Source organism: Paenibacillus sp. 23TSA30-6 (genome assembly GCF_014858585.1).
GTDB lineage: Bacteria > Bacillota > Bacilli > Paenibacillales > Paenibacillaceae > Paenibacillus.
In genome coordinates this window covers 168,739-181,873 of record NZ_SLTL01000009.1, presented here as the reverse complement: position 1 = coordinate 181,873, position 13,135 = coordinate 168,739, and the positions used below count along the sequence as shown (strand labels likewise).

Sequence of the window (13,135 nt, the reverse complement as noted above, 5' to 3'; positions counted from 1 at the left end):
GCTCCTCCTTTTTTTGTATAACCAATGAAATCGTTCAATGAAGCTTACAGTTACTTATATTGAAGTATAGAGATCGTCAGATGAATTGTAAGATTGGAGACTATGTAAGGAAAAACCCAAACCTTGTACTATGAAGGAGGCTACAGGAATGATGCAGTTTACCCCATGTATCCGGTGTAAATTTCGTTATGTGACACAAAGGGCTAGAGAAAATTTTATGGCAGAGAAAATGGCAGGAGAACCCTTGCTATGCCTGCATTGTATCGGCGAGCTTACAGGTAAAATAATGGATCAGTTCGGTAAACTTGTTTATCCTCATGAGGTTGAACAATCTAATCGGCAGCAGCATATTCCGAGGTCGTCCATTGAGGGGTGTAGACCCTGTATGAAGAAACGAGGACGATGAAGAGATCAAGTACGTCGCTACAGTTAAAACATCCAATGCTTCACTTATATTGATATCGTCAGGAAGGTGGTTTGTTCAAGGGTCAAGTTGTCACGGGTTCAGATCATGACGCGGGCCTTGAGAACACATATAAATACTCCATTCCAATCGGGATACCATTAGAATGGAATAATAAACTGGAGGTTTTTGAAGATGGGAATGACGAAAAACAAAAAAATGTTGATTAAAGGTGCGGGCAAGTTTATGGCTAAAATTCCGAATAGTGATGAACTCATCACGATTGGAACACTGAACAACATGCTTTTGGACATCCAACTGGATATGCAGGATATCGAGGGTGGAGATTCCAGTGTGCCCTTGGATGCATTGCTTCGTAAAAAAACGATTGATATTACAGCTCAAGATGCCAAATTTGACTTAAATCTGGTCCGTCTCGTTCTCGGTTCCAAGCTTCGTGAAGGTGTTAGCGGAGCGTCTTACCGATTGACAACGGAAACTGTGATGGTTCCGGGGGAATCACCATACCGGGTGCTGCTCACAGAAGACGCAGCGACAAGCCCTGCTATGAAGGCCTACGAGGATGTGATTACAGGCACAGATGTAACCACGGAAGTTACCGTGACAGGTAATAAGGCAGTATTCGATGCATCGTTGGCTGGGAAAAAAGTAGTGATTGTCTATCCTGTCGCTTTGAGTGGAATTCAGCAGGATGATGATGGATTTGTGTGGGAGCTGGAAGAGAAGCACGTTATTCAGGAAGTGAACGGGAAGTGTGAGGCAGAGCTTGTCTTTGGTACCTCGCTGCATACCACGCCTGAAATTTCAGTGCGTACGCTAAATGGAAACAAGCTTCTCAAACGCTCGCTCACCGGAACCCCTACCGAGGAGCAATACCTTGTTGAAGGGGGAAAGCTGACTTTCAATGCGGCGTTAAAGGATGTAGCCATTTATGTAAACTATAAACGCAATGAAGTGGTGGATGTTCTGGATATTTCGAGCAGGGATTTACCGTTGACGGTTCACCTGGTTCATGATGGCCGTTTTGAGCAAAAGGACGGTTCTGTGCAAGGATACCAAACGGAATTGTATCAATGTCGTGTGAAATCCAATTTCACGATTGATGCTCAGCGCCAGCAGGCGTCTACGCATAGTGTAACCTTGACGGTCATTGACCCGGAACGCTTTGATAACAAGCTCGGCACGATCAAGCGTTATGAGATTGCAACAACATCTGCTAACAACTGATATGTAAGGATGTGTTTTCGAAATGAATGAAAGAGAGTTCACCGTTCCATCCAAGAATGAGCCTTCCAAGTCAGATGCGGTGGTAGAAAGTGCAAAGAAGGTTTTGACAGAAGAGGAAGCGCAGATCAAAGAAAAAGCATTCTTTGAAGAAGATGAAAAGGTACGTTTACGTGACGGTAAAACGTATTATTTGCCCCCGCTTGGGTTAAAGGATGCGCGTAAACTGATTACAAAGCTGAATGCTATTGATTCCGGCATTATTATTGCAAATCTGATTCCAGATGATCCGGAAGGTACAGATCGTTATCATGAGCTGTTGGATGTGCTGATGATGGGCTTCAAGCCTTACTATAGCTGGATGACTCCTGAGTATCTGGAAGAGTATGTTGACCTTGAAACGGCCAAGCAAATTATGGATGCCATGATCGGTCTGAATGGAATAAAAAAGTCCATGTAGCCACTGAGGATGAGGAGTTGGAGTATGACCGGCAAGCTCCTATTGACTGGGCGAATCTCTTTTTTAAGCTGGCCCATTATTGTCACCTGGATAAGCATCAGGTTTGGGACCTTACGCTCCCTCAGTTGGGCTACTATCTGGAGCAGTGTCATGACCATATCGAATTTACCATTAAAGTTTCTTCTATGTCTGCCGGTGGATTATGGAGCGGGACTGGTGGAACGGATCGTCCGGATATCCGCCGTACAGGCCGTAAACAAGTCAGAGAAGACGGCTCTTATATGGGCGACTATAAAATAGCGGACGAAGAAGATATGGCATTTTTGGCTAATATGCTTGGTTGAGAGACACTCCTGCTCTGCTCCGTATGGAGGAGCGGGAGTTTCATTTTATAAAAGGCGGTGAATGTATGGGCAATATAGAGACTGATGTGCTTGTGGAGCTACAGGCATTTATTCAGACACTAAAGCATTCTTCTAATGAAGAGAAGCAGGGGCTAGTTTTACGCTTCGGGCGTTTGGAGGAACACAAGCGCACGTTAAGTACCTTATTAGATTGTAGGATAAGGCCAGAAGTAAACCAGCAAAAACCAGATCAGCCACCAACAGATCCGAGTCAGAGTATGCAAGATGATATGAATGGTAAAACGAAGCCGTTGACCCTCCCCATGAATGAATACGTGAGCAAGGTACAGAGTGATAGGGATCAAAGCAGGAAGACGCTAAATGTTGAAATAGCAGATGTGCGAACAGGCTCTATAGAGTATATCGGTATGCGTAAGCACCAAGCTCAGGACTTGCAAAGTGTACTCAGTTTTCAACGTACATTTCATATGCCAGAAGGCGTAACGGAGCTAACCAGAAATGAATATCTGACACGTGCAAACATGCGCCCATCGTACACGATCAACTCCGGTGACGTCATCGTCCATATGACATTGCCTAAGGTCACGAATAACGTAAGTCCGACCCAACTGGAAGCGATCGGGAACGGACTGGGAAGAGGTCTTCAAAATGGCAGAGCCGGAAGCTTACGGGATCAGCTTCTTATGAATCCGACCACTGCTTATCGTAGCAGTACGTCATATTAATCCATACTCCATCGTACCGGAGCAAACATCTTTTTAACGACAGGAGGTATACATTTTGACTCAGCAAAGTCCCAATAAATCAGAAGATACGATCTACAAAAAGCAATTATTTTATGATAATGGAATTCGCTTTGTCGAGGTTAAAGCCAAGCTAATCAGCGAGTACAAGCCACCGGCTCCGAATCTGAAATCCTATGTTAATGAAACGTTTTCCTACTCAGCAGGCTTGGTCAATCGTGGAACCTCACATTATACAGCTAGCCTAACGCTGCTATTTTACAGTAAAAAGGAATACGCGGACTGGCTATCCTTTATAGGCTCAGCGCACAAATATTATGATGAAAAAGGCACGATTTATACGGGGGTTGTCACAGGTAAACCAGATATTCAAACGGCAGAGATAGAGACTAAATATATCATCCAAGTCCAAATGTCGCTTATTCGCAAGCAAGGTGATGAATACCGCTGCAAAAGTCAATTCATGGACCTCAAGGGCCATTGGGCATCCAGCTATATTGAGGAAATGGAGCAGCGTGGTATGGTGCCCGTCACAGCGGATGAAGGCGAGGTCAGCCCTTATTTCAGACCGGACGAGAGCTGTACCCGGGCAGAGGGAATCACCTTTTTGATGAGGTCCTACAGGTATGTGGACCGGATTCTAAGGGGGTATTGAGATGAAACGTTGGATTGATGTAGATCCACTGGATTGGTTTTATAGAGATATGTTAGATATGGCACGTTTAGGTCTGGATGGCCGCAACGAGCACAGCTTTATCGAGGGGATGCCCTACAACACTTTTGAACAAGGACATGAACGCATTGTCAAGCGCTTTGTAACGTTTGATGGTCAGCAGGAATTTGCCATTCCCGGCTATCAGATGCATATTGAAAATCCAGTTTTTATTTTCGTCGCTGGAGTTCAGGTACAGCCTGAAAGAATGGAAAACGAAAAAATAACGATGCCCCATCCTTTATCCGGCGGACTTGAGGTGGTATGTATCGCTTATGGCAGACCCGCTTATCAGGGGGATGGCTGTGTTCAAAAACCTTATATGGATACGGACGAAAGTCTGATTACCCTGCCTTCTGCGACCTTGTCCATGGCGGCTGATGATCAGAGCCAAACGAAATATCAGCCGGAGACGGTCACGGTTCTGGGAACCAAGCTCAAGCGGTTGCCTGTGAAAATCCAATTGGAAGAAGATCCAAAGGAAGTGATTAAGAAAGCATTCGGCTTCAGACAGGATGCATTTGTGATTCATCAAGGAATTGTGTATCTCCCCTTCAACTATAACGGATTTCCCGCGACTGTCGGATATAACTATCGTGAAGCAGGGAGTGTGCAATTTAAACAGGAGACGGTCGTTGTAAGCACTGCGCACGCTCGTTATCATGACCGTTTCTTTCCGAATGTTCGTATGAAAAGAGCACAGTTTCTTGTTCTTCTTCAACAGATGCGGGTGGATATCTATAACAGATATACCGACCGTGGATTGGAGAGCAATACGTATCCACCGAGAACCCTGCTGGACCGAAGCTCTTTCTCAGGCCAATGGTATGAGCAAGCTGTTATGGACTTGGTGAGCGAGCAGTTTCTGGACGGAAGCTACGTATTTCCGCTCTATGAAAACAATATGCTGGAGCCGGAAAAATGTATTACACGTGCGGAAGCTGTCGTATTTTTAAACCGATTCATAGAATGGGCCCTAGAAAAATTCAGATAGGTGATGAAAAATGAATTTTGAATCCATGAATAAGCACGGACAGGCTCGGGGTCATCAGCCACGCGTAATTATAGAGCTGGACAAAATGTCCTATGTCCGCAGTTTGCGGCCAAACCAAGACGTCGTTCAATATGTAAAAGATATGGTCGTTAAAGATTTTTTGTCCATTGATGGTGTGACACAACTAACAAGTGAAAAGAAAGAAACAAAGGCTAGCGAGATAGCCCGCCTCTCCAATTTGCCCATGTCCATGCCTATTCTTTCTAGTTCGAAAATGCGTGGGCATGTTACCGATTCGAATCATATTCAGGGCATGCTGATTACCAGCCGTCACCGTTCAGTGAATCCCAAGCGTCCTCTTCACAAGGGAGTGGACCTGGATTGTGACAAGGGGGATACCATTCATGCCGTAGGGGATGGGAGAATTACTGCGGCTGGTGCTGTAAAGGGTTACGGTCACGCTGTATATATCCATCACGGCAACGGCTGGACGACCCGGTATGCTCATTTGAAACCCAATGCGATGATGGTCAAGGTTGGAGATCATGTGAAGGCTGGAGATCCTATTGCTATAGGATGGAACTCGGGTCACAAGAATAGTAGTGGAGATGGGGATGGAGCACATCTTCATTTTGAGGTTCGCAAGGATGGCGAGGATTTGAATCCCGAAGCTTTCCTGCGCGGGGAAAAATCCATACAATTGCCCATTCGAACACTGGATACCGCTGTTCAGAATAAAAGCACATTCGCTCCATCGTTGGAAGCTAGCGCTGTCGACTCCTACACGGAATATAGTATGGAAGCGTGGGCTTATTATGTAAATGCTGCAAACTCTGAAGGCATTACAAGAGGCGGAACAGATGTACGGCAGTGGAAGGATTACAAAATTATCGCTGTCGATCCCTCTGTCATTCCGTTGGGAAGTAAGGTTGAACTGTTGGTAGACGGGAACAATTGGGGCGAATATGTGGCTGATGATACGGCTGGCTCTACGAAGGGCAAGCGTATTGAGATTTTAATGGAAAATGCGGAGCAATGCCTCGAATTTGGCCGAAAACCTGTCATTGTGAAAATCAAGCAGTGGGGGGACGGAAGAACTCGCAGTGCAAACTCAGAAGTAGTTCAATCCATTCCATCCTACCAGATCAACCGTGCCACGGAGAAGGTGTCATACAGCAAGGATTTTACGGCCCAAAAAACAAGTCTGGACCCTTTGAAATATGTGGATATCGTGGGTGTCACACAATTTTTCACCAATGAAACGCCTAATCAGGTCCGTAATGTTTTAGGTTTTCAACGAACAGACGGGGCAGGTCAGGTGAAGAAATTCACGTTTGTGCATGACTGGTTCAAGCCGGGTTGTTTAAGCTGGGCCTATGTGTCGGATATGGATATCGAGGACAGAGTAGAGGTGAAGGTGGACGACCAGGTAGTTGCGACCATTGAAGGGGTAAATGCCAAAAACGGACTCGCTTATCCTCCCTCTATTCCGGTGCCTGGTGGACACCATAAGATCGAATTTTCCATGTCAAATCCATCCAAGGCGTCGAGAGGTAATTTTGGACTTACTTTTCTGAAAGCCAGAGAATTTGATGTGGAATCCGTCTCAGCCAAAACAGTCTGGACGTTCGAAGATTCCATGAGAACAACGAATGATTGGACTCCCGATCAGCAGGTAGTGGTGACGGATCTGGGGGATCAGCAGAAGATATCCACAGCACGGGAAGAGGCTGGTATTGAACGGACAGGGAAGATAAACAAATTTCCATTTACGATGCAGTTCCGAATTAAGGCCGATCAGGGAACACAAGGGAAAATCATGATGTCTAACGGCTCCAAAGCCTTTGTGGTCAAGGTTACAGATCAGGGGATTTCTACGAATGTCGGCTCTTATAGCCATAACCATGTGAGCGAGTACACCGACTATGTTGTAACCTGCCATAACGAAACGGATATGGATGTATATATAAAAAGCATACTGCCAGGCGGTATCGAACAATGGGAAAATACCCGGGTACGCGGCGTATCTGAAGATGATACGACGAACAGACTTCGATTTTCTGTATCCAGCGGTGGTCTGTATATTGCAGAGGTTAAATATGCTTTTCATGATTACTCAATTGAGCAGTTTGCCACCCATATCGCAGATACGTATAAGGAGAAATGGTATGACGTTGGCGGGTTTCAGTATGAGGATACCGCTTCACTGGAACGGGATGTAATGAACTGGGAGGTTCATTCTCACATGGACATGTCTTCTACCTCAGCCACCGTAACTTTAAATAATGCCAAAGGGATTTACTCCCCATCCGTGGAAAGGTACCCTGCATGTCCGGATGGAAGGAAGCAGCCGCCTAACGAATTTACCTATTGGGAGGAGGGAGAGCGACGTCACCTGATTAGTGAAGGGACTCCCATCCGTATTTATGCAGGCTACGGCGATGAGCTGGTACGTGTATTTACAGGCATGATCAAGGGTGAAATTGAGGAGGATGCCGAAAGAAGAACGCTTACGTTTCACTGTGTAGACCGTTATGACATGCTGGAAGAATTTATATTTTATAAGCATATGATCTACCCTCCAGAGGAAGCGTATGCTGGGGACGGCGGCGCCTTTGCCTGGATGAAATCCAGTATCGTAAAGGATATTGTGGTTGCAGCCGGTCTTGATTCATGGCGTGCGCACAGTGAAGATTGCCTATATCCCGATTTGGATATAGACGAAACGGTGTATGGTGATGTGAAGAAGGGCAATCACTCCTACATGAGATTTGATCCCAAGTCAGGAGAGCTTCAGACGATTCCCCAAGATCAAGATCGTATGAAAACAGCAGAAGGCTGGGAAAATCCTTTCGTAGCAACGGTTTCCTTCAAGGCGGGAACAAGGGCATCAGATGCTATACAATCGCTCATACAGGATTTGCCCTATGATGTCAGATGCGATCGTTACGGAACGTTTAGATTGAAACGAATGAATTTTCTGGATACTCCGGATTGGGATCAGATAGCGCGTTCCAAGTGGGAATTTACAGATGATCATTTGCTTGAAATGACGTCTTCTACCGACTACTCGCGTGTTCGCAACCATCTGATGATTTCTGGTTCTGAGGGGTTAACGGAACATTTTCTGGATAAAAGCCTGATGGTCGCCACCAAAGGGAATATGAGAACCGCCGGATTACAGCTACCGTGGATTGAAGAGCAGGATGGTGCATCCATGCGTGATCTTAAGCAGCAGATAGCGAATAAAGTATTTTTTGATATGAAAAGACAAGCCCGTACCAAAAACATTGTCATTCGCGGCAACCCGCTCATAGAGCTTTTGGATGGATGTTATGTGTATGACAACCATACCTGTAATGCGGGATATTATCTGATCAAGGGCAACAGGCTGGTCGGTAATGAATACGGCATGATTAACTATTTGGAGCTAACCTGGTCCGCTCTTCCTGCAACATCCTGATTTTGACGCTATAATCCATAATACAATCCAAGGAAATGGCATTACGCAGCCTGCGTTAATTGTCGTTTCCTTTTTCTTATATTGAAGGGGAAGGTGAGGTGTAAACTTTGGAGAACCAGAATTTTACGAACTCCAACGAGGTATTTCCGATTATTGATCTGATTCGACGTGAAGTACGTAAGGAAAGGATACATGCGGGTCAGACGGACGACTTGTTGGAAAAAAAGGCTGAGGAGGAGCCCAATGTCATTACCATCGATGTAGCCCGTGAAATGCTTCAATATCCTGCATTGGTAACGTCAGTGCTATACACCTATGATAATGGCTTGCTGGAACGGCTAACGCTGTATCGGGACGATCTGTTGCAGGTGACCGGATTTTTCATTGAATTTGAAGCCTCCACAACCCTGAATGCAGAAATGGAAGAAGAGGCTGATATTCCATCGTTAAACGCTATACGGGGAAGCATTATTCGTGAAAATGGTTTGTTCAAAAATCTGACTCTTGATTATGTAAGGGCGGTGTAGTCGTTGTCCAGTGGTGCTAATTTTGCAAGCTATATGGTAGGAGGGCGTTTGGACCCGCCTTTTATGCCAACGAAGACCCAACCGTACATTGTGGGCAATCGGATAGAATCCAGAGGAATTGGCAAGGTAGAAAGCACAATGCAAGTCAGCCATGATTGTGAGCTGCTTGCGGTAGCTGTGGGAGCGTCCTTTTATGAGTCCAGTGATTATTGGAATCTGTATGTAGGGGATAAGCTGGTATGCCAACGTATCTTCACGAAGGATCTGCCTGAAGGGATGTATTTTACAGCCGTTATTCCTTGTCCGACAGGGACGGAATTTCGTTTTGAGTTTTTTAATGAAGGCGGCAGGAACAAGGATATATGGGTGAACTATCAAATGCTCCAATAGAAAGGAGGTGAAACATAATGCCAGAGGATAGTCCTTGGCTGGAAATGCTCGTTAACGAAGATCAGCTATTAAGCCAAATCGTTACCCTGTGCTCTCAAAACGGATGGGATATTGTGGATGAATTTCATAAGGTCGTCTATTCGAGCCGACTGTCCAAACCCACGATTCAGCGCTTCTCTCTTCCACTCGTCAATTCCTATGTAGATATTCCCAAGCTTGCGCATAAGGGTGACTACTTTGTGTATTTGGATGGCGAGCTTATGCCATCTTCCTCTTATTCAGCAGAAGAGAAAAAGGATGGCGGACAACGTATTAGCTTCGCGTCGGGGGTTTCAGGAGAGGCGGCTGTTTATTACAGTGATCTGAACGGCTCGGAGGAATTTGAATTTGTTGTAGCCAAGCACTATATTTTGCGGAATGTATCGGGACACCTTTTTGGCATGGCCATGCTGGGTAGTGTGAAGGAAAAGCTGCACAATACAGGTTCAAAAATCCCGTTTGCTGTTCTCAGGAACCATGCCGGCTGGGGAACGCAGCTTGAGCCACAATCTGACGGGATTTTCTCTTGGGCTGTTCAGAAGATCGAAGAGGGCAACCTGTTTGAGCGTCATACGATGTATTTTTATCAATTGGAAAAGTTCGTGAATACGAGCAGAATGATTGTAGGCTGGGAACAACCTGCTGATTTTAAAAGACTCGCTTTGGATGTAGAGATTCAATCCTCTATGTGGGGGCTGCACGATGAGACCCAAGCGCTTCAATTGATGATCACGCATCAATTCCCTCAATTCTACCAATCTCCTTACGTTGCTTCGCGGACGCGGATTCCGCAATTGGATCGCTATGAACAGGTAGCCTCCATGAATGTGAAATTCACGAACTGGTGGCAGGACAGCAAGGTCCAGCTTAGAGGTTACGTGGATGCAAAGACTGTCATGCTGGTTTTGCTGGCAGATACAGCACCTGCCTGGGAGCATAATGCAGTACCTTCAATCCCGATCTATATGGGCGATTTTGATGTGGAGAGCAATGGGAATTCGATAATGAACGTGAGTTGCGTTTTTGAACTGAATGGCGGTGAGGAATCTCGCAAAGCAACCTTTTCCTCGGATAGTCCTATGGTTAATACCGGATCGACGATGAAAGTGTGGTTATCGGGAGATGTGGCTGCGGAATCAAACTATATTTCTCTACGTGTTGCAGGTCAGGAGCTTGTAAAGCTACGAACCACGGAAGCCCGTGAACCCGTTCATTCCAGAGATCAGGCAGAGTACCTTGGAGAGTTCTCTGTTTACGGGGTTGATGGTAAAAATTCATTTGACTTGGAAGTGTTCTCTTCTTCCGGAGTTGATGGCTTTAGTCCTGTTTCCGCAAGAGTCTGGGTGGATCTTCAAATCTATACAGAAAACGCGGGGGCAACAGCCGCTCTATTCGCAGGAACTGCATTTGCAAAAGACGGCGTAAGTTTAGAGAGTGCGCTCAGTCAATCGGCCCGGTTTGACTATGATGATGCAGATCCAAAACGTCATCAGGATACGCTTATGCCGATGTTAAAAGAATATCCTGTTCATCCGAGTAACGGTATTGATTCTGTCATGGTCAAGAGAACAAAGTATGGTGCGCGTTATCAATCGTACTATTTTGCCTGGACTGTTCCGTCAAACAGTATGCCTCCCTTGCGGGAGGACACGACTGGAGCCAAGCACGTCCGAGCCTGGAACAACAGCGATATGAGCAATGCCTATCATTATCAGTTCAATCCATCCCGCTACACGGAGCAGGTACATTCTTCAAGAGCTTTATTAATACATCCGGAAGATGGTACGCACGGAACACTACGAAATGTTATTTTACTGTCGCCCCTAACTATAATGAACGGGGATGAGTTGGAGGCCGTTGATGAACACTGCACCGATGGAGAGGGTCCTAAGCATCAGACGTATTCTTATTATCTGACAGAGGGCATATCACCATTGACCAAGCGGGCAGCGACACCTTATCGACCAGCGGGTATCGGTATTCTGAAGGCTGGAAATCTTCGAAGGCCAGAAAAACGGTTACCTATTTCGCCGCCTCCGCTCGTTGTATCCCTGACTACGTCCCATATTTCTGTCCATGCTGGGGAGGGAGTGGAATTGATGTCTTCCTATAACAAGCATTCTCCGGTATTGATCTCCAACTGGTTTGCTTCAGGGGGTGCGAATCCAGAAGGCCATACGGTGAATAACGCACGCTTTACTTTTCATAAAGAGGGGAAGTATACCGTAACCTTTACCTTAACGAATGAGCTGGGACAGACAGGAACGGCGACAGCGGACATTACCGTAGTGAAGTAGCAAAGAACACAATCGTAATTCAAAGAAAGGGGAGAAACAAATGTCATTCATTGATACGACAGCAGCAGCATTTACTCCAAAAGTAACGGAAGCGGACTTACAGCCCCGTTTGGGAGAGTTGCTGGCTACCGCAGGCTGGAAAGTCGCAGCCAATTATAAAAGGGTCATTTTCGACGCCAATATTACCCATCCCTCAGATGCAGTGAGGAATTATCAAAATTTCCGGATTACAGTTGCCGAGCATTTTATATATTCCAATAAGGATAATCAAAGCTTTGGTATCGCCATCGCCGGAACATGGTACCCTCGATTAGTTGATTATGTGAAGCGTCCGGATAAAGATTCCTACAAGCAGTTTGGGGAATGGGCAACGAATGAATTCCGCAAATACCGGCTGTCCCATACTTTATATGTGTACATGCTGGAGGATTTGAAAGGATTGAAACCGGACGGTGCAGATGTTGTACTGGCCTGGAATGATAATTCTGAAGCAGGACAGCTTCGAGCAGCGCTAGATATCGAAGTAGAGGAATCTGCCTGGAAAACAACGGTTAGCGGTCCTATGTTTACGGTGACTAAAGCAGAAGGAGCACGTATGCAGTCACCGATCATGCAAGCAGGTCTGCGCTACAAGTTGATGGAGTCTTACTACAACAACTCTTTTAACTACCCTGTCCAAAACACAAACTGGTGGAGTGATTCTGAAATTTCCGTGAAAGGGACTCTTTCAGACACGAATTTCTTTTTCACTATTCAGTGTGATAATGTACCGGCTCCAGAAAACAATCTGGTTCCGATCATTCCGCTCTACTTTGGCAAGCTGGACCCGGTTGAGGAAGGCGATAACGTCTATGCCTTATTCGCAGGAACGGTTCCGATCAGAGATACGGTGAATGGAGTCGCTACGTATGACTTTGACGATACCACCACCAGACAACCCCATATTATGCCTTTATTAAAATCATATCCTAACTTTCCGGCTAATGGTATGGATAATATCATGGTTAATCGGGCCAAGCTGGGTGCAAGATATCAAGCCCATTATCTTTCCTGGAATTCACCACCCAATCTCATGCCGCCAGCCAGAACTTCTGTTGACGGCAAGAAAGATTACCCGCGCGCCTGGAATAATGCTGAAAATCCTTTGTATAAATACACTTTCAATCCTTCTCGTTACAGTGGGAAGGTGCATACTTCCAAAGTATACGTTATTCACCCCGAGGAGGGTGTGCGCGGTACATTAAAAGATACGATCTCTTTGGCTGCCTTTTCGTTTAATGCCAACAAATTAAGAGTCAAGCGGGCTCACTGTCCAGATGAATTTGATGTATACCGTTACTTCCTGATAGAGGGAATTTCCCCATTGACCAAAAAACCAGGTACTCAATTCAGATCTGCGGGCATTGGCTTGTATGTGAACACAGTAGATGATGAAGGAAATGAAATAAAACCAACTACCCTGTAGTGTAGCTTGGCTAATCTAATATTAGAGGTGAT

11 protein-coding genes are annotated in these 13,135 nt (G+C 45.6%); all 11 read left to right on the top strand.

From position 1 onward, the window contains the following. Window positions 1-598 precede the first annotated feature (598 nt). The 11 genes from E0698_RS10945 to E0698_RS10895 all read left to right on the top strand — a co-directional run bounded on the left by E0698_RS10945 (window position 599) and on the right by E0698_RS10895 (window position 13,103). Window positions 599-1,651, top strand: coding sequence for a hypothetical protein (locus E0698_RS10945; protein ID WP_192511555.1), 1,053 nt, complete (start codon window positions 599-601; stop codon window positions 1,649-1,651). A 22-nt stretch (window positions 1,652-1,673) separates the two neighbouring features. Further along, entirely contained in the window at window positions 1,674-2,108 is a 435-nt protein-coding gene (locus E0698_RS10940) for a DNA polymerase III subunit gamma/tau (RefSeq protein ID WP_192511554.1), read from the top strand. A gap of 17 nt (window positions 2,109-2,125) precedes the next feature. After that, a complete protein-coding gene (locus E0698_RS10935; RefSeq protein ID WP_223264198.1) occupies window positions 2,126-2,452 on the top strand; it encodes a hypothetical protein in 327 nt (108 codons plus the stop codon). Between the two features lie 65 nt (window positions 2,453-2,517). Next, a complete protein-coding gene (locus tag E0698_RS10930; protein WP_192511553.1) occupies window positions 2,518-3,198 on the top strand; it encodes a hypothetical protein in 681 nt (226 codons plus the stop codon). Window positions 3,199-3,253: 55 nt separating this feature from the next. Beyond that, on the top strand, window positions 3,254-3,871 hold the full coding sequence (locus E0698_RS10925; RefSeq protein ID WP_192511552.1) for an S-layer homology domain-containing protein: 618 nt from the start codon (window positions 3,254-3,256) through the stop codon (window positions 3,869-3,871). Window position 3,872: 1 nt separating this feature from the next. Continuing rightward, window positions 3,873-4,922, top strand: a complete 1,050-nt coding sequence (locus tag E0698_RS10920; RefSeq protein ID WP_192511551.1) for an S-layer homology domain-containing protein — start codon at window positions 3,873-3,875, stop codon at window positions 4,920-4,922. A 25-nt stretch (window positions 4,923-4,947) separates the two neighbouring features. Further along, on the top strand, window positions 4,948-8,385 hold the full coding sequence (locus E0698_RS10915) for a peptidoglycan DD-metalloendopeptidase family protein (RefSeq protein WP_238353947.1): 3,438 nt from the start codon (window positions 4,948-4,950) through the stop codon (window positions 8,383-8,385). A 107-nt stretch (window positions 8,386-8,492) separates the two neighbouring features. Next, on the top strand, window positions 8,493-8,912 hold the full coding sequence (locus tag E0698_RS10910; protein ID WP_134910649.1) for a hypothetical protein: 420 nt from the start codon (window positions 8,493-8,495) through the stop codon (window positions 8,910-8,912). Window positions 8,913-8,915: 3 nt separating this feature from the next. Continuing rightward, a complete protein-coding gene (locus E0698_RS10905; RefSeq protein ID WP_025682897.1) occupies window positions 8,916-9,302 on the top strand; it encodes a hypothetical protein in 387 nt (128 codons plus the stop codon). Window positions 9,303-9,319: 17 nt separating this feature from the next. Next, the gene (locus E0698_RS10900) at window positions 9,320-11,638 is read left to right on the top strand and encodes a PKD domain-containing protein (RefSeq protein ID WP_192511549.1); all 2,319 of its coding nucleotides are present in this window, start codon (window positions 9,320-9,322) and stop codon (window positions 11,636-11,638) included. Between the two features lie 40 nt (window positions 11,639-11,678). Beyond that, entirely contained in the window at window positions 11,679-13,103 is a 1,425-nt protein-coding gene (locus E0698_RS10895) for a hypothetical protein (protein ID WP_192511548.1), read from the top strand. Window positions 13,104-13,135: the final 32 nt, after the last annotated feature.

Bases quoted from the DNA above. Each gene is read 5' to 3' on its own strand.
- E0698_RS10945 (WP_192511555.1), top strand. From the start codon at position 599: ATGGGAATGACGAAAAACAAAAAAATGTTGATTAAAGGTGCGGGCAAG.
- E0698_RS10940 (WP_192511554.1), top strand. From the start codon at position 1,674: ATGAATGAAAGAGAGTTCACCGTTCCATCCAAGAATGAGCCTTCCAAG.
- E0698_RS10930 (WP_192511553.1), top strand. From the start codon at position 2,518: ATGGGCAATATAGAGACTGATGTGCTTGTGGAGCTACAGGCATTTATT.
- E0698_RS10920 (WP_192511551.1), top strand. From the start codon at position 3,873: ATGAAACGTTGGATTGATGTAGATCCACTGGATTGGTTTTATAGAGAT.
- E0698_RS10915 (WP_238353947.1), top strand. From the start codon at position 4,948: ATGAATAAGCACGGACAGGCTCGGGGTCATCAGCCACGCGTAATTATA.
- E0698_RS10900 (WP_192511549.1), top strand. From the start codon at position 9,320: ATGCCAGAGGATAGTCCTTGGCTGGAAATGCTCGTTAACGAAGATCAG.
- E0698_RS10895 (WP_192511548.1), top strand. From the start codon at position 11,679: ATGTCATTCATTGATACGACAGCAGCAGCATTTACTCCAAAAGTAACG.